A 19690-nucleotide genomic window follows, 5' to 3' on the forward strand; every position below is an offset into this window, starting at 1 on the left:
TCTCACTTTACGCAGGTGGGTTCGGCGAACAGATCCCGGATGGCGCCGAGCTTCGCCTCGGTCTCGTGCCACTCCGAGGTCGGGTTCGAGTCGCCGACGATGCCGCATCCGGCGAACAGCCGCAGGTTGGGGCCCGTCACCTCGGCGCAGCGCAGCGCGATGCACCATTCGCCGTCGCCGCGCGCGTCCTGCCAGCCGACAGGGCCGGCGTAGCGTCCCCGGTCGAGGTTCTCCAGTTCGCGCAGTAGCGCCAGGGCCTCCCGGAACGGGGTGCCGCAGACGGCGGCGGTCGGATGGAGCCGCGAGGCCAGGGTGAGCGCGTCGACGTTGTGCCGGAGCGTGCCGCTGATGCGGGTCGCCAGGTGGGTGACGTTGGCCAGTTGCAGTTCGTGCGGTTCGTGCACGTCGAGCTCCGAGCAGTGCGCGCGCAGCACGTCCTCGGCGGAGTCGGCGGCCAGTTCGTGCTCGACCGCGGTCTTCTCGGTGCCGAGGCCGATCGCGCCGCCGGGCCAGTCGGTGCCGGCCAGCACCAGCGACTTCACCATCCGCCCGAACCGGCCGGTCAGCAACTCGGGCGAGGCGCCGACGAGCCCGTCGACGGCGAACGTCCAGCAGCCGGGGAAGCGGTCGTGCAGCCGCGAGACCGCCATGCGCGGGTCGAAGGGCCCGCCGAGCAGCCCCCGCACGTCTCTGGCCAGCACGACCTTGTGCAGCCGTCCCGACCTGATGTCGTCGACCGCCCGGGACACCTGCTTGTGCCAGCGCTCCTCGGCGTCGGGCTCGGCCAGCCACCGCACGTTCGGCAGCGGGTCTGGGACCGTTCCATCGGGATGGCAGGGGTCGCCCACGGTCGTCATCCAGGACGCGCCGCCGCGCCGGGCGATCAGCACCTGCGGGATGACGAACACCGACCGTCCGGGCCCGTGGTCGAAGGTGAAGCTGCCGAAGGCGACCGGCCCCGAGCCCGGCAGGCCCACGCGGTCGTCGACGTTGCGCTGGGCCAGCCAGCGCCGGAACCAGCGGCGGGCGTGCTCGAACCGGCCGGGCCCGCTCACCTCGAACCGGGCCGCGATGCCCCACCCGGCCATGCCCTCGTCGCCGTGCAGCCAGAGCAGGCTGTCGGCGAACGGCGCGGCGGCGATCAGCGGGCCGGGATCCTGGATCGGAACCGTCCGCACCAGCTCCATCAGGTCTCCTCGGGCCGGCGCGCCAGCACCGAGTGGACGGTGAAGGACACCGCGCGGAAGCCCGGGTCGGCCATCACGGCGCGCACCTCGTCGAGCTGGTCCTTCGTCAGCCCGGTGGCCAGGAAGTGGTCTTCCAGGTGGAAGCTGTTGCTGGTGAGCAGTTCAAGGCCGGGCGACTTCGGTCCCCACACCTCGACGTGGCACCACGGGTCGATCTGGGTGAACCCGGCCTGGGCGATCTCCTGCGCGGCCGAGCGTCCCCACGTCGGGTCGCTGCCCACGCCGACGAGCACCGAGGCCATCGCGTGCAGGAACGTCTCGTAGAGCTCGCGGGAGCCGTGGTCGGGCGTCAGCAGGGCGGGCCAGTGGGTGACGTCGATCTCGTCGACCTGCAACCAGCCGCCGGGCCGCAGCGCGTCGCGCAGCCGGGCCAGCACCGCCGCCCGCTCGGGCAGGTGGCTGAGCACCAGCCGGGCGTGCACCAGGTCGAACGCCGCCGACGGCAGCGGGTCGTGCACGATGTCGTGCTTCGTGACGGTCAGCCCGTCGTGGGCCGGGATGCGGCCCGGCTTGATGTCGGTGGCGAAGACGTGGCCGCGGGGCGCGACCCGGTCGGCCAGCCACCGCGCGACGCTGCCGCCGCCCGCCCCGATCTCCAGGCAGTTCCAGCCGTCGCCGACGCCCGTCTGGGCGAGCCGGCCGAACGTGAGCGGGTCGAGCAGGTCGGCCAGGCATCGATGCTGGTCGGCCGAGTGGTCTCCGTCGTTGTCGAACACATATTGATGAGCGAGCGCATGCGTCACTGGATTTCCCCCCCGGGAAAGACAAGCAGTCCGGTTCCGCATGCTAGGGCGTGATTACATCAGGACATCGGCAGACACTCAGAGTGATGAGCCGTTCCGGGGGGCTACTCGGTGATGGGGATTCTCAGCGAGACCGAGCCGCGCAGGTCGAGCCAGGCGTCCTTCGGCCCGCGCACGAAGGTCAGCACGACCTCCTCACACCCCGGGCAGCGGGCGACCAGCCCGGGTTCGGGCCCGTAGACGCGCAGTTCGGCCAGCGCGCCGCGCCGGCCGCAGCCCGCGCAGGTGCCCTGTGCCACGGTGACGTCGAAGGTGAAGATCTCGCTCAGCGGACCGGCGAGGGCGTTGCCGTCCTGGTAGTCCAGGTGTTCCATGGGTCAGCCTCCGGTCGGTCCGAAACGCTCGGTCTTGATCTTCGCCGGGTCGTGGCCCAGCCCGGTCAGCAGGTCGGCGGCGGCCTCGACGAAGCCCGTCGGCCCGCAGACGAAGACGTCGGGGGCGGTCTCCGGCGGCCAGCCGTAGGCGATCAGGTCGGCCGCCCGGATCCGCCCGGGGGCCCGGCCCGCGTCGGGCGGGGCGGTCCGGGTGTAGAGGTAGGCCACCTCGACCCCCGCCATCACCTTCTCCAGTTCGCCCGCGTAGAAGAGCTGGCCGGGGTCGCGCAGGGAGTAGAGCAGCCGGAACGGCGTGTCGGACTTCCCGCGCGACCGGATCATCGCCATCAGCGGCACGATGCCCGACCCGCCGCCGATCAGCAGCACCGGCGGGGAGGAGTGGGGACGCCACACGAACCAGCCGCCGACCGGGCCGCGCAGCTCGATCTGGTCGCCCACCTCCAGCACCTCGGTCAGGTAGGGCGACACCTCGCCGTCGCCGACCCGCTGGACGGTGAGTTCGACGCGTTCGCCGTCGTCGCCGTTGGCGACCGAGTAGCTGCGCTGGGCGCTGTAGCCGTCGTCGGCGGTGAGCTTCACGTCGACGTGCTGGCCGGGGAGGTGGCCGGGCCAGCCGGGCACGTCGAAGACCAGCGTGCGGGCCGTCGGGGTCTCCTGGCGGATCTCGGTGACCGTGGCCACCCGCCAGGTCAGCCGCTTAATCACCCTGGTAGCGCTGCTCGCGCCACGGGTCGCCGTAGTTGTGGTAGCCCGCCGTCTCCCAGAAGCCCGGCCAGTCTTCGTTCAGCAACCGGATCCCCTTGACCCACTTGGCCGACTTCCACAGGTAGAGGTGGGGCACCAGCAACCGGGCCGGGCCGCCGTGGGCGGGGGCCAGTTCCTCGCCGTCGAACTCGTACACGATCCAGGCCTTGCCGTCGAGCAGGTCCTCCAGCGGCAGGTTGGTCGTGTAGCCGCCGTGGCTGTAGGCCAGGGCGTACTCGGCGGCCGACTCGACGTCCTCCATCAGGACGTCGAGGCTGACGCCCTTCCACTCGGTGCCGAACTTCGACCACTTGGTCACGCAGTGCAGGTCGACGGTCGGGGTCTCCTGCGGCAGGGCCTGGAACTCCTCCCACGACCAGCGGTGCACCTCGCCCTCGGGGGTGTCGATGGCGAACTCCCACCGGTCGAGCGGGACCCGCGGAGTGGGCCCGGCCGACAGGACCGGGAAGTCGTGGACGAGGTACTGCCCCGGTGGGAGCTTCTCGTCGTGGTCTCTCGGGCGGCCCTGGAAGGCGCGCGAAATGATCCCCATAACTGGCGTCCTACCCCTTTTGCAGGAGGTTGTTGAGTTCACCGTAGGGGAGACCCTCGGCGATCGAGGTGTACGTCCCCTCGCCGAGCAACTCCCTGGTCGCGGCCTGCGCCACGGCGTAGGCGGCCGAGGCGACCGAGGAGCCCAGGCTGATCCGGGCCACCCCGGCGTCGGCGAACGCCCTGACGGGAGGGGCCCCCGGCCCGAGCAGCATGTTCACCGGCGCGTCGATCTCCTTGACGAGCTGGGCCGCCAGGCCGGGGCCGCGGACCCCCGGGACGAAGATCCCGGTCGCGCCCGCCTCAAGGAACGCCGAGGCCCGCCGCAGGACGTCGGCCAGGTCGTCGCCGCCCCGGAGGTAGGTGTCGATGCGCGCGTTGATGTAGAGCGGGACCCCGAAGTCGTCGGCGCTCTGCCGGGCCGCGGCCAGCCGGGCCGACTGGTCGGCGAGGTCCCGGGGGCCGTCTTCGATGTTGACGCCCACGGCGCCCGCTTCGAGGATCCGGGTGACCGTCACGGCGACCTCGTCGGGCGTGGCGCCGAACCCGCCCTCGATGTCGGCGGTGACCGGCACCCCGACCACTTCGGTGACCCGCCTGACCGCCTCGGCGGCGCGGTCGCGGCCGAGATGGTCGCCGTCGGGCACGCCCAGGCTCCAGGCCACGCCCGCGCTCGTGGTGGCGACCGCTTTGGCCCCCGCCGCCTCGGTCAGCAGGGCGCTGGCCACGTCCCAGGCGTTGGGCAGCAGCAGCGGGTCGCCGGAGACGTGGAGCGACCGGAAGAGACGTGCTTTCTCCGTGAGAGAGGACATACGGCTCAGTAGATCAGGTTTGCAGCATCTCTTGTGAGACGTACCAGAGCCGCATGGCGAGCTCCGGATCGACCGCATAGGGCGCGTAGCCGCGCCTCGGGCCGGTGCCCGGGTAGGGCTCGGCCTCGTTGCAATCCTCGAAGTAGCGGCCGGTGACCCCGTCGAGGAGTGGAGAGGTCGCCACCAGGACGCTGGTCGCGGCGCCCTGCGGGATGGTCTTGCCCTGCGGGCGGCCGGTGTTGTCCATCAGGGTCTGGAAGTCCTCGTCGGTGAAGTAACGCTGGATGCCGGTGCGGATCACCCCGGGCATCACCGCGTTCACCATGATCCCGTCGCCCGCCCAGCGTCCGGCCGCGCCGACCGCGAACAGCGCGTTGGCGGTCTTCGACTGGCCGTAGGCCTCCATCGGGTCGTACTCGCGGCGCAGGTAGTGGATGTCGTCGAAGACGACCGGCGAACGCAGGTTCGCCACCGAGCTCAGCACCACCACACGCGCTCCCGGCCGCATGGCCAGCGCCTCGTGCAGGCCCGTGGTCAGCGTGAAGTGGCCGAGGTGGTTGGTGGCGAACTGCAGCTCCCAGCCCTCGGGGGTCCGGGTCAGCGGGATCGCCGAGATGCCCGCGTTGTTCACCAGGATGTCGAGCGGCCCGGCCCACCCGGCGACGAAGTCGCGGACCGAGGTCTGGTCGGAGAGGTCCAGGTGGGCGATGGCGACCTTGCCGCCGATCTCGTCGGCGGCGCGGATGCCGGCGTCGACGTCGCGGACCGCGAGCATGACCTCGGCGCCCGCGTCGGCCAGCACCCGCGCGGTCTCCAGGCCGATGCCGGAGTTGGCGCCGGTGACGATGGCGCGTTTGCCGCCGAGGTCGATGCCTTCGATGACCTCACTCGCCGTGGAATCAGCCCCAAAAGGCGTTTTAACGGTCATGGCTCCGAAAGTAGCGAGTGAGCCGTCAACGTCCGGTCAAGGCAGGGGCACGGCCACCGGTTCCCGCTGACCCTCCCAGGTCAACCAGATCACCGACGGGTGCCGGGCCGCCGGGCGCAGCAGGAACTGCCAGCTCGACCCCGGTCCGATCGCCACCTGCGCCGGCAGGTCGCCGAGGCCGGGCCCGGCCTTGCGCCAGTCGGCCGTCACGGACAGGGCACGGTCGGTGCCGGTGTTGGTCAGCCAGCACAACGACTGGGTGCCGCGCACCCGTGCGATCCGCCACGCCACCGGGGGCGGGCCCGGCTCGTCGAGGGTGCGCCGGTTCACCCACAGGCCGACCATGCTCAGGCCCAGCCCGCCGACCCCGACCGCCGCGCCGAGGGCGAGGTCTCCGCTCGTCAATGCGTTCACGCGGCCGACATTAGGAAGGCGCGGGACCACGAGCCGGGCTAGTGGCGAGACCCTTACCTCTACCTGGCCTTATGCGGATGGCACAGAACGGCGGTTTCATCGCGGAAAGCTCATCATTTAACCTAGGGGCAAAGTAGGAATCGAAGGGAGATGCCGTGCGGTCATTGATCTTGCTCGGGCTCGTCGGGTTCGCGGCTCAACTCGTGGACGGCAGCCTCGGCATGGCTTACGGCGTCACCTCCACGACTCTGTTGCTGGCGATCGGCACCAACGCCGCCGCCGCGTCGGCCACCGTGCACCTCGCCGAGATCGGCACCACCCTCGCCTCGGGCGTCGCGCACTGGCGGTTCAACAACATCGACTGGAAGGTCGTCGCGAAGATCGGCATCCCGGGCGCCATCGGGGCCTTCGCGGGCGCGACCTTCCTGTCGAGCATCTCGACCGAGTCGGGCGCTCCGATCATGTCGCTGATCCTGCTCACGCTCGGCCTCTACATCCTGATCCGCTTCACCGCCTTCGGCCTGCCCAAGGGGCAACTCGGCAAGCCGATGCGCAAGCGGTTCCTGGCCCCGCTCGGGCTGTTCGCCGGATTCGTCGACGCGACCGGCGGCGGTGGCTGGGGGCCGGTCGGCACCCCGGCGATCCTGGCCAGCGGCCGGATGGAGCCGCGCAAGGTCATCGGCTCCATCGACGCCAGCGAGTTCCTCGTCGCCATCGCCGCCTCGCTCGGCTTCCTGTTCGGCATCGGCTCGGAGAACATCGACTTCGCCTGGGTCGGCGTGCTGCTCCTCGGCGGCGTCATCGCCGCGCCGATCGCCGCCTGGCTGGTGCGGCACGTGCCGCCGCGCATCCTCGGCTCCGCCGTCGGCGGCCTGATCATCATCACCAACGTGCGCACTCTGCTGCGCAGTGAGTGGGTCGCCGCCTCCGGTCCGGTCCAGACGGTCGTGTACGTCGTCCTCGCGCTCGTCTGGGTCGGGTCGATCGTCTACTCGGTCGGCGAGCACCGCAAGACGAAGGCCGCCGAGGCGGAACTGACCCCGGCGGCCTGACGCCTAAGCGGTCACCTTCTGCACGATCCGGTCGATCACCAGCATCGCCACCATCGTCAGCCCGGCCAGCGGGAACAGAATCCCCAGCACGGCGAGCAGGACCACCACGCCCCACGTGGTGCGCCCGTTCGCCGGGCGGCGGGGGGCGCCGACCGAGCCCTTCGGGCGCCGCTTCCACCACATCCAGACGCCGGTCACGATCAGCGCGATCAGCGCCAGGCACGCCCCGAGCATCACCAGCAGGTTCAGCACGCCGTATCGGCGGCCCTCGTGGATCGCGATGCCCAGTTCGACGGCCTTGGCCAGCACGCCGTACTCGTTCCAGCCGTAGTCGGTGAGGATCTTCCCGCTGTACTGGTCGACGTGCAGGGTCTGCCCGGCCGACGGGTCGCGGTAGTGGTCGGTGACGACCGTGTAGACGCCGGTCGGCTCGGCCGGTAGCAGCATCTTCAGGTCACACTGGCCCGGCGGGCAGTCCCGGATCGCCGGGCGGGCCGCCGCCAGCGCCGCCTCCAGCGCGATCGCGCCCGGCTGGAGCACGCCCCCGCCACCGCCGTGGTGCGCCTCCGACTCCGGCACGGGCAGGTTGGCCGCCGCCCACGGCACCTTCGCGTCGGGGTGGTGCGACAGGTCGCCGCTGAGCGTCGAGGTCGAGGTCACCTCGGGGTAGCCGGAGTCGAAGTAGGCCTGGGCCTTGTTCACGTAGTCGCCCCAGAAGCCCGACCAGGGCAGGCCCGACAACACCAGGAACACGATCGCCACCCCGGCGCCGACGCCGGTCCACATGTGCAGGCGGCGCAGCGAGGCGCGGGTCCTCTTCTTCGGGGCGGCGCGTCTCCTGGTCGTCCACCACATGTAGGCGCCGGTCGCGACCAGGATCAGCGACCAGCACGCGGCCGTCTCCACGATCCGGTCGCCGACGACCCCGGCCATCAGTTCGCCGTGGATCTTGCGGATCGCGGCCATGAACGTGCCGGCGTCGTCGACCACGCCCAGGACCTCGCCGTCGCCCGGGTTGACATAGACGGAGATCCCGTCGGCGAACGGCCCCGGGTCGGCGCCCTGGAAGATGATCCGCGTGGACCGCTCGGGCCCCGAGGGCGGGATCACCGCCCTGATGTCGACGCCCGGCTTGACCGCCTGCGCCGCGGCGACCTGGTCGGCCAGCGGCACCGGGTTCGCGACCGCGGCCACCTCCCGCACGTCCCGCTGCGACCAGGCCTCGAAGGGCTGCTTGAACAGGTAGACGGAGCCGGTCACGGCCATCACGAACAGGATCGGGGCGACGAACACCCCGGCGTAGAAGTGCCACCGCCACAACAGACGGTAGTTGTGCGTTGACGCCTTGGGGTCGGAATCGGGCGTCGTCGGACGCACGTCGATCGAGGTCATCGTTTTTCTCCGGGGTGAGAGGTCGACGGGTTCAGCGGGCGGGCTGAACCGGTGGACCCCTCCGCCGCACGACGGAGGTGAGCAACCGCTCGTCCGGGACGGCTTCCGCCGCGCCCCGGAACCGCACGACCCCGACGGCCGGGATCCGGGGCCGCGACAACACCAGGAGCCGCGCCGCCAGCAGGTGGAGCAGCTCCGCCAGGGCGCTCTCGCCCCGCGACAACCAGGCCGCCGAGAGCACCGCCACCACGCCGTGGGCGACGACCATGCCGAACACGGCCGCCGCGCCGCCGGTGTGGTGGTCGGCCGGCGGGGTCACCGCTCCCAGGGCGAAGAGGTGGTGCATGCCGTACTGGAACAGGAAACAGAACCCGAGCAGGACCGGGCCCGAGAGACGGCGGCGGGCCAGCGCGAACGCGACGCACCCGGTCGCGAGGGCGGCGGCGCCGACCAGCGGGAGACGGACCGGGGAGCCCCCGGCCAGCAGGTGCATGGCGAGGGACGCGAGCACGCACACGACGGCGAACAGCGCCGCGCGTGCGACGCGTAATCCGGGCCCGCCGATGTCCACGACCGCAATGCTCCCAGAAACGATCAGAGAGGCAAGGCCTCAAGGGCTCACGCCCGGAGATACGCGACGGACAGCCTGGCCGTTCATCATCGGACATGCGGTCGGACGCACAAGGAAGGCGGGCGGCCCCGGCTCGCCTCCCCGCCGCTCGATGAAACCTTCACCGTCAGTGCGACCAGCCGACGCCGAAGACAGGGCATCGGGTCGGTGACAACATGAACGTCGTCATCACCATCCATGTCAGGACGAACCGCCGAGGTGAAGGTCAAGGCCAGAAGATGGCCCGCGGCACCATGAGCACCGAGGCACCAGCTTCAACAAGGTCACCGGTGACCCGCCTTCATGGGGCGAAAAGCAATGAACCCGGACGTTTGCCGATGGCGTCGCTCACGGTGATACCGCCACGCCAATGTCCCATTTCGTCACGGTATCGGAATTGCAAATCCTTGATTCTCTCGGCCGAACGGCGCGCGGATTCGCCGATCGTCTCGCTCCCTATTCCGGCATAGCGGTTGACGGCCGCCGTGTGGGCATTGCGCGGATCGCGGGCGCAATAGGCGCCGATGGCCATGGGAAAGACGAGGGTCGAGGCGATCAGATCGGCGATCTGCAGCCCGGCGTGATTGTCGCTGCAGGCGAACAACGGGACGTCGCGCAGAGCAGGATAGGGGTCCCCCGCCGACCGCCACTTCTGAGTGAAGATCGAATGAGCCACCCTGCGATTGGTGTGGGACTGACGGCTGTCCGCGATCACCATGCCGATATCGCTTCTGACCTGCATGTACTGGTTGAAGTGCGTGGTGATGAGCTGAACGGCCGAACAGTAACTCCCATCGGGGGACATCGACCGGCCGGGTTCTTTGATCCACACCCGCCCGAGTAACCGGCAGCCATGAGCCTCGACGAGATCGAGCAGCGCGCCCCGGAAGCGGGTCGCGACCCGCCTTTTGTTCCGCGAATCGCTGCGCGTCATCTGGAGGATCTCACTGCCCTTGATCTCCACCAGGATGTGGTCGAGCGCCCGGCGCCCATCGAACCGGTTGGGGAAATACTGCCGCTTCAGCGCGAGAAAGTCCCGCGTCAGAAGGGGAATGGACGCGGCATTCACCACCAGTCCGAGAATGACCATGGCTGGAGTGGCGGCGGGGGAAAGGTCGGGAGGCTCGCAACCGCCGGCCTCGTCGAGGTAGCAGAATTGCACCCGGGTCACAATAGCGCTAAGGCCGCCCCACCGGGGCGGCCTTAGGATGTGGTGTTCGGGTTTCCCCTAGGCACCTGAAGAATTTTCTACCCTCAGTTAAGCACAGCGCATTGCCATGCGGCAAAGCAGTGAGCAAAGACTTGTCAGGCTGTGAAGGCCCCGGCGTGCTCGTGTGCCCAGTCGGCGAACGTGCGGGCGGGCCGCCCGGTCACCTCTTCCACCGTCGGCAGCACCGTCCGCCCCTGGATCGGGGGGCGGTGCGGACCTGGAGCATGAAGGCGACATCTGGTCGGTGGTGAGCTCCTCGAAGCGGATCTCGCGGTCCAGGACCTTCGACAACACCGCCACCTTCTCCGGGGCGGTCAGCGCCTCCGGGCCGGTGAGCCAGTACTCCCTGCCCTGGTGGCCGTCCTCCGTCAGGGCGCGGGCGGCGACCGTCACCAGGATGCGTGTCATGCCGCCGACCCTGGGAATCCATGCGGCCAGGTCATGTCCTCAAACGGACTCGGCCCGGCCCTTGCGCCAGTAGCCCATGAACGCCACCGCCTTCCGGTCGAGCCCTCGCTCGCCCACGAGGTGCCGCCGCAGCGTCTTGACCACCGCGGCCTCCCCGGCCAGCCACACGTAGCAGGCCGCCGGGGGCGCCTCGGGGATCTCCCACAGGATGTCCTCGTCGACGTCGACGTCCTCCACCTGCGCGGGGGCGGCCGGCGGGATGAGGCGGGCCGCCGCGGCCCGCACCTCGTCGATCAGCAGGGAGCCGTGGACGGCGCCGTTGCGGGGGAGCCAGGTGACCCGCATTCCGGCGGGCGCGGTCTCCTTCTGTACGTCGGCCGTCTCCGGCACCTCCATCAGCGCCTCCCCGGTGAAGTGCGGGGGGAGTTGCTCCAGGATGCGGGTGATGGCGGGCACCGCCGTCTCGTCGCCCGCCAGCAGCAGGGTCCCCCCGTCGGCGGGCAGCTTGAACTCCAGCCCGCCGTAGGGGCCGCCGTGCCGGGAGTCGGGGCCCCACAGGGCGCAGCGGTCGTCCTCCCGCACGTCGGCGGCCCAGCGGGCGGCCGGGCCCAGGTGGCCGTCGTCGGGGTGCAGGACGATGTCCACGTCGACCTCCGCCACCGAGGGGCGCACGGCGCGGACGGTGTAGGTCCGGATCGGGTTCTTCCGGTCGTCGGGGAGGGCGCGGTAGCGGGCGTACCAGTCGGGGCCGTCGGGGAACAGCAGGGTGCCGTGCTCGGGGATCGGGACGACCAGTTTGATCCGCTGGTCGTAGCCGGGGTCGGCGAAGTGTGCCAGGTCGTCGCCGGTGAAGGTGACGCGCAGGAACGCCGGGCTCAGCCGCTCGACACGGCGGACGCGCACCTGGAAGACGTGCCACGGGTCGTGCATGTCAGGACTCCTGTCCCGCTCGTGACCGCCACAGCAGCCAGACGAAATACGGTGTGCCGAGCATGGCGGTGACCAGTCCGGCGGGGATCTGGGCGGGCGCGATGGCCGTCCGGCCCAGGGTGTCGGCGAGGCTGACCAGCAGCGCGCCCAGCAGGGCGGCGACCGGCAGGACCCGGCTGTGCCCGCCGCCCACGAGGGCGCGGGCGGCGTGCGGGGCGACGAGGCCGACGAAGCCGACCACGCCGATCGCCGAGACGGCGGTCGCGGTCAGCAGCACCGCGCCCGCCAGGGCGGTGAGGCGGGCCCGTTCCACCGGCACCCCCAGGATGCGCGGGGTGTGCTCGTCGAGCGAGAGCAGGTCGAGTTCCCTGCGCTGCGCGGCCACGAGCGGCACGACGACCGCCAGCGCGACCGCCACCGGCAGCAGTTGCAGCGGGGTGCGGCCGTAGGTGGAGCCGGACAACCACGTCAGCGCCGTGGCGGTGTTCCACGGGTCGGTCTCCACGATGATCAGCACGGTGAGCGCCGTGCCGGCCGAGGCGACCGCGAAGCCCATCAGCACCAGCCGGTCGGAGCTCAGGCCGCCCTTCCACGCCAGGCCGTAGACCAGCGCGAACGACACGAGCGCGCCCAGCCCGGCCGCGCCGGTGACGGCCCACAACCCGGCGGCGGGGGCGAACGAGATGATCGAGATCGCGCCGACCCCGGCGCCCGAGGTGATGCCGAGCACGCCCGGTTCCGCCAGCGGGTTGCGGCAGACCGCCTGGATGATCGTGCCGGCCACCGCGAGCGCGGCCCCGGCCAGCACCGCCGCCAGAACGCGGGGGTAACGCTGGTCGAGCACGAACGTGATGCCCATGTTCGTGCGGCCCCGCAACCACAGGCCCACGTCGCCGGTCCGCAGGAAGGTGTCGCCGAGCAGCATGCCGAGCACGACCGCCCCCGCGAGCAGGGCCGTGCCGCCGAGGACGAAGGCCGCGAAGACGGCGCGGGACCGGTGGGCGGCCCGGACGCCGGGCGGGCGGCGGGCCGGCCAGCCGTCGCGGTGCCGCCGGGCCAGATAGACCATGACCGCGGCCCCGACCAGCGCCGTCACCACGCCGGGCGGCACGTCGACCCCCGACTGGCCGCCGAACAGTGCCCGCAGCGACACGTCGGCGGCCAGCACCACCAGCACTCCGGCCAGGCCGGAGAGCGGGACCAGGAGCCGGTGGGCCAGCAGGCCGGGCGCCCACCGCCCGGCCAGCCGCACGACCACCGGCGCGCACAACCCGACGAACCCGATCGGGCCGGCGATCACGACCGCCGCCGTGGCCAGCAGCACGGCGAGCAGGGTCACCCAGAACCGCAGCCGGCGCACGTTCACGCCGAGCACGGTCGCGCCCTCGTCGCCGAGCCCGAGCACGTCGAGCCGGGGCCCGAGCAGCACCGCGGCGGCCAGCGCGACCACGATGACCGGCCCGACCTGCGTCACGACCGACAGGTCCTTCTGCGTCAGCGCGCCCGAACCCCAGGCGTACAGGCCCGTCGTCTCCTGCTGGAACAGGATCATCATCAGGTTGGTCAGCGCCGTGAACGCGAGCGCCGCCGCCGACCGGCCAGGATCAGCCGGGTGGTGCCGCTGCGCCCGCCCGCCGACACGGCCATGACCAGCCCGGCCGCCGCGAGGCCGCCGAGGAACGCCAGCCCGCCCGACGGCAGGGTCGGCAGGTTGAGGCCCAGCGCGGCGGCGGCCACCACGGCGAGATAGGCGCCGGAGGAGACGGCCAGGGTGTCGGGGGAGGCGAGCGGGTTGCGCGAGATCGACTGGAGCAGCGCGCCCGACGTGCCGAGCGCCAGCCCGACCGCGATCGCGGCGAGCAGGCGCGGCAACCGGGAGGCCAGGAGCACGCGCATGGCCTCGTCGCCCGTGTCGAGCAGGTCGAACAGGCCGACGGAGGAGGTGCCCTGGGTGAGGTGCACCGCCGCGACCACGACGATCGCGGCGACGGCGGCGGTGAAGACGCCCGCCACCCCGAGGCGCGGGACGGCGGGGGTCACGACGGTGGTGGTCAAGCCGTGTAGGCCTTCACGAGCGCGTCGGCGTACTGGGCCACCGAGAGGGGGCCGCCGAACGTCCAGATGCCGTCGGGCAACTTGGTGACCTGGCCGTTCTTCACGAAGGGCAGGGAGGTCCAGATGGCGTTGTTCTTGAGGTCGTCGGCGAAGACGTCGGCGCCGTCGCTGGCGTTGTAGAAGAAGCGGATCTTCTCGTCCTTGAGCGGCGACAGGCCCTCGACGTCGGTGGTGCCCAGGCCCCAGTCGGGGTCGACCTCGCCCGTCCAGGCGTTGCGCAGGCCGATGGCCTCGGCGGTCTCGGAGACCAGGGCGCCCTTGCCGAACATGCGGATCGACACGCTGCCGCCCTCGGACCAGCCGTCGGCCATGGCGAACGGGCTGCCGGCGTGCCCGGCGGCCTCGATGGCCGACTTGGCGGTGGCGAACCCGGCGTCCATGTCGGCGAGCAGCCTGTCGGCCTCGGCCTCCTTGCCGACGGCGGTCGCGATCATCTTCAGGTCGGCGCGCATGCGGCCCAGGTTGTCGGTGGCCGACGAACCCTTGGGCACCAGCACCGGGACGAACTTCTCCAACTGCGCCACCAGCGGGCTGTTGGCCGCGGCCTCCATCACGATCAGGTCGGGCTGCAGGGCCACGATGGAGTCGACGCTGGGCTCGCCGCGCGTGCCGACGTCCTTGACCGACGGGTCGAGCGGCGCGGCGGTGACCCAGGTGGCGTATCCCTTGACGTCGGCCGCGCCGACCGGCATCACGCCGAGGCCGACGAGCATCTCGATCTCGCCCCACTCCAGGCCGACCACCCGGGTGGCGGGCTTGGCCAGCGTGACCTCACGGCCGAGGGAGTCGGTGATGGTGATCGCCTGAGCCGGGCTCCCGGAGGCGGCGGCGGGGGCGGGGGCTGCGGCGGGCTCGGTCGTGCCGCACGCGCCCAATCCCAGGACGGCGGCGATGAGGAGCGCGGTGCGCAGGGGCTTCATTGAACGTCTTCCTTAAATGGTGCTTTTCGAATGACGGCCGACCGGACGGGTCCGGATCGTCGCGCCGTCGTGGGTCACTTCGACCCGGATGCCGTAGGCCTCGGTCAGCAGGGCCTCGGTGAGGACCTCGGCGGGGGCGCCGACGGCCGTGACCCGGCCGCCGTGCAGCAGCACGACCTCGTCGGCGACGGCGGCGGCCTGGTCGAGGTCGTGCAGCACGACGCCGACGGCGACGTCGTGGTGGTCGGCCAGATCGCGGACCAGGTCGAGCAGTTCGACCTGGTAGCGCAGGTCCAGGAACGTGGTGGGCTCGTCCAGCAGCAGCACGCCGGTCTGCTGCGCCAGGCAGGTGGCGAGCCAGACCCGCTGGAGTTCGCCGCCGGACAGTTCGTCGGCGGGACGGTCGGCCATCGCGGTCGTCCCGGTCAGGTCCATGGCACGCGCCACCGCCGCCGCGCCCCCGGCGTCTGCGGCCCGCCAGCGTCCCCGGTGGGGGTGGCGGCCGTACGCCACCACGTCCCGCACCAGCACGCCGGAGGGCGTCGGCCGTGACTGGGAGAGCAGCGTGACCTTCCTGGCGAACTCGCGGGGGGCGAGGTCGAAGGCCGAGGTGTCGTCGCCGAGCCGTACCGAACCGGAAACGGGCTCGTGGAGACGGGCCAGCGCGCGCAGCAGGGTCGACTTGCCGCTGCCGTTGGGGCCGACGAGCGCGGTCACCCGGCCGGCACGCAGCACGATCCCGGCGTCGTGGACGACGGGGACGCCTTGGTAAGCGAGGGACAGGCCGGAGCCGCGCAACGCGAGAGTTTCGGTCACGTGCACTTAGGTTAGGCTAACCTTCGCCAACCTTCAATATCGGGTAAAAGGGACACCCCGTTAGATCGCCCTCCCTGGAGGCAGACTCCCCGCCATGGAGCGGAACGAGTCCGACGGATTCCTGATCATCCCGTTCGCCTCCGCCGAGGCGTTCGACGACTGGCTGGAGAAGAACCACGCCCACGAGCCCGGCCTGTGGCTGAAGTTCGCGAAGAAGGGGCGCGGGATCCCGACGATCACCTTCGAGGAGGCCCTGGAGACCTCGGCCTGCTACGGCTGGGTCGACTCGAAGATGTACCGCTACGACGACGACTACTACATCCTCCGCTACCAGCCGAGGAAGAAGACCTCCAAGTGGTCGCCCCGCAACAGCGACCTGGCGCAGCGGCTCATCGACGAGGGCCGGATGCGCCCCGCCGGGCAGGCGCAGGTCGACGAGGCGAAGGCCGACGGCCGCTGGCCGGGCGTCAAGGGCTGAGCCCCGGGTCAGCGCACGGCGGTGAGCACGCAGTCGCCGCAGATGCCGCCCACCCGGTAGTAGAGGCAACACGACCGGCGGACGCCCCGCCGGTCGAGCGTGCCGGTCAGCGGCCCGTCGTTCAGATATTCCCGCCGCAACGCCTCGGCCCGCGACGCGTGTTCCGGCCGGGCCCGGGAGAACACGCCCGCCGCTCCGGTCAGCGCCGAGGCCGCGTTGCCGTAGAGGACCTTGGGCGACACCCACGGCAACGCCGCCACCAGCGGTTCGAGCGCGAACCTCGGCCCTTCGCGCAGCTCCGGCACCCGCACCCCGTCGTCGTCCCAGCGCGCGTCGGACAGGTCGATCGAGATGCCGTGGGCGGCCCGCAGGCCGACGTACGGAGACCACAACCGCGCCAGCGCCCCCTGGAACAGGATGGACGCCGCCGCCCTGCGGTCGAGGGTGAGCAGCCGCTTCGCCGTCGCGTCGATGACCGCGTCGTCGGCCAGCCGCTCGACGAGCGGGACCCCGCCGCCGACGCCGAGCGCGAAGAAGGTGTTCACCCCTGCCACGTCGGCGACGGCGGCCTCGATGGTCGTCATTCCGCCGATTATCGGGGAACCGCTCAGATGTAGGTGACCGTGCAGGGCACCCCGTTGAGGGTGATGCCGGTCGGGTTCACGTAGGTCCCCGTGTACGTCGCCACGAAGCCGATGGGCGCCGAGGTGGTGCCCGGCGCGATCGACGGCGCCCAGACGGGGTTGACCGCCTGGAGGCTCGGGGGAGTCTGGGTCCACGTGGCCGACCAGCCGGAGCTCATCGTCTCGTCCCCGGCGAAGACGATCTGCAGGAGCCAGGGGGAGAAGGTGGACGTGCCGGTGTTCTCGACGGTGATGGACGCGACGAAGCCGCCGGTCCAGACGCTGGTGTCGTAGGTGACGTCGCAGGAGTACGTCATCGCGCGGGCGGGAGCGGAGATGCCGAGCACGAGGGCTGCGGCGACGGCGAGGGCGGTCAGGATCCTCATGGGCGGATGGTCCGGCGAGGACCGTTCCCGGTCAACGAAAGGGCACGTCACCGCAGTTCAGCGCGATGAATCTTTCACGTGCCAGGGCCGGTCGGGCTGGGTCGGCGTGGTGCCGCGCGCGACCTGGACGCCGTAGACGTGGTCGCCGACCACGCCGAGGTAGCCGTGACCGGTCAGGTGGCACCACGCCGGGAGGTCGATGGGCGCGGCCGGGTCGGTGGCGCGGAGGTGGACGACCGTCCCCGGGTCGAGCGAGTCGACGAGCCCGCGCAGCTCGATCAGGAGCAGCACGCAGCGCCGATCGCCGCCGTCGAGCACCACCGGTTCGTTCGCCATGGGACAAGTCTCCCCCAACCAGGTCAAGCGAGTGGGCGGCGGGATCATGCTTTAGTCCATACATGAACGGGATTTTCAGCGGCAAAACGTAACAAATGGCGTATTGCTAGCGTGGCCGGGTCCAGTCGATGTCAGGGGGACGATATGGGCAAGGTCACCGTAGGCCGGGAGAACAGCGACACGATCGACATCCACTACGAAGACCACGGGTCCGGGCGGCCCGTCGTGTTGATCCACGGCTATCCGCTCAACGGCGCGTCCTGGGAGAAGCAGCAGCGGGTGCTCCTCGACGCCGGCTTCCGGGTCATCACCTACGACCGGCGCGGCTGGGGCAAGTCCAGCCAGCCCGCCCAGGGTCACGACTACGACACCTACGCCCACGACCTCAAGATCCTTCTCGACCACCTCGACCTGCCGGAGGTCGACCTGGTCGGCTTCTCGATGGGCACCGGCGAGGTCACCCGCTACCTTGCCAAATACGGCAACGACCGGGTCCGCCGCGCGGTCCTGCTGGGCGCGATCCCGCCGTTCCTGCTCAAGACCGCCGACAACCCGGAAGGCGTCGACAAGTCGGTCTTCGACGGCATCAAGGAAGCCGTCGCCCACGACCGCCCGGCCTACTTCCGGAAGTTCCTGGACGACTTCTTCAACGTCGACATGTACGACGGCACCCGCATCAGCCGGGAGGCCTACCAGAACTGCTTCATCGCGGCCTGCCTGGGCAGCCCCTACTCGGCGTACAAGTGCGTCGACACCTGGCTGGAGGACTTCCGTGACGACCTGCCGAAGATCGACGTGCCGATCCTGCTGGTCCACGGCGACCAGGACCGCATCCTGCCCTACGCCAGCACCGCCGCGCGCCTGCCCGGCCTGATCAAGGACCTGACCTTCGTCACCATCGAGGGCGGCCCGCACAACATCGGCTGGACCCACCCGGAAGAGGTCAACAAGGAACTCCTCGACTTCCTGGAGCGCTAGCGCTGCAGCCGCCCGCAAGGCGGGCACAAGAGGGCCGCCCGACGCTGGGCCTCATGAACTCACGCCTGTTCAGAGGTCTCGCCGGGGTGGCCCTCGTCGCGTCCGCGGTCTTACCCGCCACCCCCGCGCTCGCGGAGCCCGCCCCGTATGTGCGGGTCATCCTCGACTCGATCGTCGCCCACTCGACCCAGGAGGGCGGCGGGGACGAGATCAGACTCAAGGTCAAGGGGCCGGGGATCGTGCCGTTCAGCAGCCGTACGGTGCAGATCTGGCCCGCCAACGAGTGGTATCCGCCGGTGGGCGTCCGGACCGGGGTCTGCTACAGCCCCGACAACGTCGCCTGCCCGCCGGGGATGCCGGTCCAGACGAACGGCGGCGGCACCCCGAACCGCCCGGCCTTCCCCGCGACGGGCGCTCTCGCGTACATCGACCTGTGGGAGATCGACGACTTCGACCCCGACGACCTGATCCTGGGCGGCTCGGTCCGGCTGACCCCCAGAGAGGGCTTCTCCCGCCAGACGATCCGCATGAGGACCGGCGACGCCGACTACGAGGTGACCTTCACCCTGGCGCCGAGCGAGACCCCGCTCTGAGGCCGGCGCGGTACCGCATGCCGTGGGCCTCGCCTGTGCGGTCTCCGCGAGGCGGTCTTGTGAGGTTACGCGGCGTGCGGGGCCGGTCGGGTGGAGGCGGCCTGGGGGTCCACGACGATGCCCGGTACGCCGACGTCCCCCAGGAGGGAGCGCAGGGCCGGTTCGCTGAGCCGGATCCAGGGCTGGTCGGCGCCGAGCACCAGGGCGAGCCGGACCGGAGAGGTGAAGGCCACCGCCGTGCGGGCTCCGCCCGGGGTGCGGAAGACCCGGAGAGCGTCGGCGCAGCCGGTCTTCCGGACCGGCACGAATAGCGGCACGTCCATCGTCGTATTCCCTTCCACGTTCACGGCATCGACGTTAGGGGCCGGAGAAAGGCCGTGGGGGTTTCCCTACGGCGATCCGACGCGTGCGCCGCGAATGCTGACGCCGCCTTTACGCGTGGTCATCGCGTCAAGGCGGCGTAGGAATGACATCAATATGGCCCGTCGCGGCCCCTTGTGCTTGTTGGATATGAGCGGAAGGGGGCGGGAAATGGTTTCTCGGCATGGCGCGCCATTGGAGTTGCTCATTCCGTGTGCCGCCGTGATGGCGGTCGGGGCGGTGGCCGTGGTGGCCGTGGCCGTACCGGACGTGTCTGGGCGGGTCGCCGCGATGGCCGGGCTGACGGCGGTGATCGGGCTGGTCGTGCGGCGTCCGGTGGCGGCGGGGGCGGCCGGGGTGATCGGGTGGTTCCTGACGACGGGATTCCTGGTGAACGGGCTCGGCGAGCTGACGTTCACGACGGCCGACTGGCTGCGGCTGGGGCTGCTGACCGGGGCCGGGCCGGTGGGCGCGGCGATGCGGCTGCCGATGCCGCTGCGGGTTTCTGCCCCCGCGAGGATTCCGGTCGTCACCGAATATCGGCGTATAGACCGATTTGCGCATCATAAGACTTTGTCCTGAATTAGCGTTGGCCGGGGCTGACGTCAGAATCCATGCGGGTATTTTGCGACCGGACACCTCCGTGGT

The 19690-nt window shown here is 71.0% G+C and carries 25 protein-coding genes; 5 read left to right on the plus strand and 20 right to left on the minus strand.

The features are described from left to right. Positions 1–2 precede the first annotated feature (2 nt). The 8 genes from AW273_RS06735 to AW273_RS06770 form a co-directional block, all read right to left on the minus strand. A complete protein-coding gene (locus tag AW273_RS06735) occupies positions 3–1187 on the minus strand; it encodes an isochorismate synthase (protein WP_062346337.1) in 1185 nt (394 codons plus the stop codon). Continuing rightward, positions 1187–1963, minus strand: coding sequence for a class I SAM-dependent methyltransferase (locus AW273_RS06740; RefSeq protein ID WP_232327133.1), 777 nt, complete (start codon positions 1961–1963; stop codon positions 1187–1189). Before AW273_RS06740 ends, AW273_RS06735 begins: the two co-directional genes overlap by 1 nt. Positions 1964–2094: 131 nt before the next feature. Continuing rightward, the gene (locus tag AW273_RS06745) at positions 2095–2364 is read right to left on the minus strand and encodes a DUF6510 family protein (protein WP_062346342.1); all 270 of its coding nucleotides are present in this window, start codon (positions 2362–2364) and stop codon (positions 2095–2097) included. 3 nt (positions 2365–2367) lie between these two features. Next, complete coding sequence (locus AW273_RS06750) at positions 2368–3090, minus strand: ferredoxin reductase (protein ID WP_062346344.1); 723 nt, start codon at positions 3088–3090, stop codon at positions 2368–2370. After that, entirely contained in the window at positions 3083–3682 is a 600-nt protein-coding gene (locus AW273_RS06755; protein WP_062346346.1) for a molybdopterin-dependent oxidoreductase, read from the minus strand. The genes AW273_RS06750 and AW273_RS06755 overlap by 8 nt, the downstream gene beginning before the upstream one ends. Positions 3683–3692: 10 nt before the next feature. Continuing rightward, positions 3693–4493 carry an isocitrate lyase/PEP mutase family protein gene (locus AW273_RS06760; protein WP_062346347.1) on the minus strand — a complete coding sequence of 267 codons (801 nt, stop codon included), beginning with the start codon at positions 4491–4493 and terminating at the stop codon, positions 3693–3695. A gap of 13 nt (positions 4494–4506) precedes the next feature. After that, on the minus strand, positions 4507–5421 hold the full coding sequence (locus AW273_RS06765; RefSeq protein ID WP_062346349.1) for an SDR family NAD(P)-dependent oxidoreductase: 915 nt from the start codon (positions 5419–5421) through the stop codon (positions 4507–4509). Between the two features lie 36 nt (positions 5422–5457). After that, the gene (locus tag AW273_RS06770; RefSeq protein WP_157555606.1) at positions 5458–5835 is read right to left on the minus strand and encodes a hypothetical protein; all 378 of its coding nucleotides are present in this window, start codon (positions 5833–5835) and stop codon (positions 5458–5460) included. 155 nt (positions 5836–5990) lie between these two features. Here AW273_RS06770 and AW273_RS06775 point away from each other — a divergent pair, with 155 nt between their 5' ends. Beyond that, positions 5991–6887 carry a sulfite exporter TauE/SafE family protein gene (locus AW273_RS06775; RefSeq protein WP_062346353.1) on the plus strand — a complete coding sequence of 299 codons (897 nt, stop codon included), beginning with the start codon at positions 5991–5993 and terminating at the stop codon, positions 6885–6887. Positions 6888–6890: 3 nt separating this feature from the next. Here AW273_RS06775 and AW273_RS06780 read toward each other — a convergent pair whose 3' ends face one another. The 8 genes from AW273_RS06780 to AW273_RS06815 all read right to left on the minus strand — a co-directional run bounded on the left by AW273_RS06780 (position 6891) and on the right by AW273_RS06815 (position 15288). Then, positions 6891–8279, minus strand: a complete 1389-nt coding sequence (locus AW273_RS06780; RefSeq protein ID WP_062346355.1) for a PepSY-associated TM helix domain-containing protein — start codon at positions 8277–8279, stop codon at positions 6891–6893. A gap of 31 nt (positions 8280–8310) precedes the next feature. Next, positions 8311–8850 (minus strand): hypothetical protein, encoded by a 540-nt coding sequence (locus AW273_RS06785; protein ID WP_062346357.1) that lies wholly within the window; start codon positions 8848–8850, stop codon positions 8311–8313. Positions 8851–9190: 340 nt separating this feature from the next. Continuing rightward, positions 9191–10051 carry a DUF3800 domain-containing protein gene (locus tag AW273_RS06790; RefSeq protein WP_062346359.1) on the minus strand — a complete coding sequence of 287 codons (861 nt, stop codon included), beginning with the start codon at positions 10049–10051 and terminating at the stop codon, positions 9191–9193. A gap of 495 nt (positions 10052–10546) precedes the next feature. Further along, positions 10547–11437, minus strand: coding sequence for a siderophore-interacting protein (locus AW273_RS06800; protein ID WP_062346364.1), 891 nt, complete (start codon positions 11435–11437; stop codon positions 10547–10549). Between the two features lies 1 nt (position 11438). Continuing rightward, positions 11439–12992: an iron ABC transporter permease gene (locus tag AW273_RS39035; RefSeq protein ID WP_269750219.1), complete on the minus strand. Its 1554-nt coding sequence runs from the start codon at positions 12990–12992 to the stop codon at positions 11439–11441. 8 nt (positions 12993–13000) lie between these two features. Further along, positions 13001–13492 (minus strand): iron chelate uptake ABC transporter family permease subunit, encoded by a 492-nt coding sequence (locus tag AW273_RS39040; RefSeq protein ID WP_269750220.1) that lies wholly within the window; start codon positions 13490–13492, stop codon positions 13001–13003. Then, a complete protein-coding gene (locus tag AW273_RS06810; RefSeq protein ID WP_062346366.1) occupies positions 13489–14472 on the minus strand; it encodes an ABC transporter substrate-binding protein in 984 nt (327 codons plus the stop codon). The genes AW273_RS39040 and AW273_RS06810 overlap by 4 nt, the downstream gene beginning before the upstream one ends. 12 nt (positions 14473–14484) lie before the next feature. Further along, positions 14485–15288: an ABC transporter ATP-binding protein gene (locus AW273_RS06815; RefSeq protein WP_157555607.1), complete on the minus strand. Its 804-nt coding sequence runs from the start codon at positions 15286–15288 to the stop codon at positions 14485–14487. Positions 15289–15382: 94 nt separating this feature from the next. Between AW273_RS06815 and AW273_RS06820 the strand changes: the two genes are divergently transcribed. Then, the gene (locus AW273_RS06820) at positions 15383–15766 is read left to right on the plus strand and encodes a YdeI/OmpD-associated family protein (protein ID WP_062346368.1); all 384 of its coding nucleotides are present in this window, start codon (positions 15383–15385) and stop codon (positions 15764–15766) included. Positions 15767–15774: 8 nt separating this feature from the next. Here the strand turns inward: AW273_RS06820 and AW273_RS06825 are convergent, their stop codons facing one another. From AW273_RS06825 to AW273_RS06835, 3 genes are read right to left on the minus strand one after another with little or no spacing between them, the layout of a single operon-like run. After that, on the minus strand, positions 15775–16350 hold the full coding sequence (locus tag AW273_RS06825) for a (2Fe-2S)-binding protein (RefSeq protein WP_062346369.1): 576 nt from the start codon (positions 16348–16350) through the stop codon (positions 15775–15777). 23 nt (positions 16351–16373) lie between these two features. Next, a complete protein-coding gene (locus AW273_RS06830; protein WP_062346371.1) occupies positions 16374–16775 on the minus strand; it encodes a cellulose binding domain-containing protein in 402 nt (133 codons plus the stop codon). A gap of 57 nt (positions 16776–16832) precedes the next feature. Continuing rightward, the gene (locus AW273_RS06835; protein WP_062346373.1) at positions 16833–17111 is read right to left on the minus strand and encodes a sulfurtransferase TusA family protein; all 279 of its coding nucleotides are present in this window, start codon (positions 17109–17111) and stop codon (positions 16833–16835) included. A 144-nt stretch (positions 17112–17255) separates the two neighbouring features. Here AW273_RS06835 and AW273_RS06840 point away from each other — a divergent pair, with 144 nt between their 5' ends. Both AW273_RS06840 and AW273_RS06845 read left to right on the plus strand, forming a co-directional pair. Next, positions 17256–18089 carry an alpha/beta fold hydrolase gene (locus tag AW273_RS06840; protein WP_062346375.1) on the plus strand — a complete coding sequence of 278 codons (834 nt, stop codon included), beginning with the start codon at positions 17256–17258 and terminating at the stop codon, positions 18087–18089. A 53-nt stretch (positions 18090–18142) separates the two neighbouring features. Beyond that, positions 18143–18682 (plus strand): hypothetical protein, encoded by a 540-nt coding sequence (locus AW273_RS06845; protein ID WP_157555608.1) that lies wholly within the window; start codon positions 18143–18145, stop codon positions 18680–18682. Positions 18683–18747: 65 nt separating this feature from the next. Here the strand turns inward: AW273_RS06845 and AW273_RS06850 are convergent, their stop codons facing one another. Then, positions 18748–19005 (minus strand): SAV_915 family protein, encoded by a 258-nt coding sequence (locus AW273_RS06850; RefSeq protein WP_062346378.1) that lies wholly within the window; start codon positions 19003–19005, stop codon positions 18748–18750. Positions 19006–19213: 208 nt separating this feature from the next. Here AW273_RS06850 and AW273_RS06855 point away from each other — a divergent pair, with 208 nt between their 5' ends. After that, a complete protein-coding gene (locus tag AW273_RS06855) occupies positions 19214–19624 on the plus strand; it encodes a hypothetical protein (RefSeq protein WP_157555610.1) in 411 nt (136 codons plus the stop codon). The last annotated feature ends 66 nt before the right edge of the window (positions 19625–19690 follow it).

The sequence above is a fragment of the Herbidospora yilanensis genome, from assembly GCF_001570565.1.
Classification (GTDB): domain Bacteria; phylum Actinomycetota; class Actinomycetes; order Streptosporangiales; family Streptosporangiaceae; genus Herbidospora; species Herbidospora yilanensis.

Coding starts and splice junctions, on each gene's coding strand:
- AW273_RS06735 (WP_062346337.1), bottom strand. CDS start 1,187: ATGGAGCTGGTGCGGACGGTTCCGATCCAGGATCCCGGCCCGCTGATC.
- AW273_RS06745 (WP_062346342.1), bottom strand. CDS start 2,364: ATGGAACACCTGGACTACCAGGACGGCAACGCCCTCGCCGGTCCGCTG.
- AW273_RS06755 (WP_062346346.1), bottom strand. CDS start 3,682: ATGGGGATCATTTCGCGCGCCTTCCAGGGCCGCCCGAGAGACCACGAC.
- AW273_RS06760 (WP_062346347.1), bottom strand. CDS start 4,493: ATGTCCTCTCTCACGGAGAAAGCACGTCTCTTCCGGTCGCTCCACGTC.
- AW273_RS06765 (WP_062346349.1), bottom strand. CDS start 5,421: ATGACCGTTAAAACGCCTTTTGGGGCTGATTCCACGGCGAGTGAGGTC.
- AW273_RS06780 (WP_062346355.1), bottom strand. CDS start 8,279: ATGACCTCGATCGACGTGCGTCCGACGACGCCCGATTCCGACCCCAAG.
- AW273_RS06800 (WP_062346364.1), bottom strand. CDS start 11,437: ATGCACGACCCGTGGCACGTCTTCCAGGTGCGCGTCCGCCGTGTCGAG.
- AW273_RS39035 (WP_269750219.1), bottom strand. CDS start 12,992: ATGATGATCCTGTTCCAGCAGGAGACGACGGGCCTGTACGCCTGGGGT.
- AW273_RS06810 (WP_062346366.1), bottom strand. CDS start 14,472: ATGAAGCCCCTGCGCACCGCGCTCCTCATCGCCGCCGTCCTGGGATTG.
- AW273_RS06820 (WP_062346368.1), top strand. CDS start 15,383: ATGGAGCGGAACGAGTCCGACGGATTCCTGATCATCCCGTTCGCCTCC.
- AW273_RS06825 (WP_062346369.1), bottom strand. CDS start 16,350: ATGACGACCATCGAGGCCGCCGTCGCCGACGTGGCAGGGGTGAACACC.
- AW273_RS06830 (WP_062346371.1), bottom strand. CDS start 16,775: ATGAGGATCCTGACCGCCCTCGCCGTCGCCGCAGCCCTCGTGCTCGGC.
- AW273_RS06835 (WP_062346373.1), bottom strand. CDS start 17,111: ATGGCGAACGAACCGGTGGTGCTCGACGGCGGCGATCGGCGCTGCGTG.
- AW273_RS06840 (WP_062346375.1), top strand. CDS start 17,256: ATGGGCAAGGTCACCGTAGGCCGGGAGAACAGCGACACGATCGACATC.
- AW273_RS06845 (WP_157555608.1), top strand. CDS start 18,143: ATGAACTCACGCCTGTTCAGAGGTCTCGCCGGGGTGGCCCTCGTCGCG.
- AW273_RS06850 (WP_062346378.1), bottom strand. CDS start 19,005: ATGGACGTGCCGCTATTCGTGCCGGTCCGGAAGACCGGCTGCGCCGAC.
- AW273_RS06855 (WP_157555610.1), top strand. CDS start 19,214: ATGGTTTCTCGGCATGGCGCGCCATTGGAGTTGCTCATTCCGTGTGCC.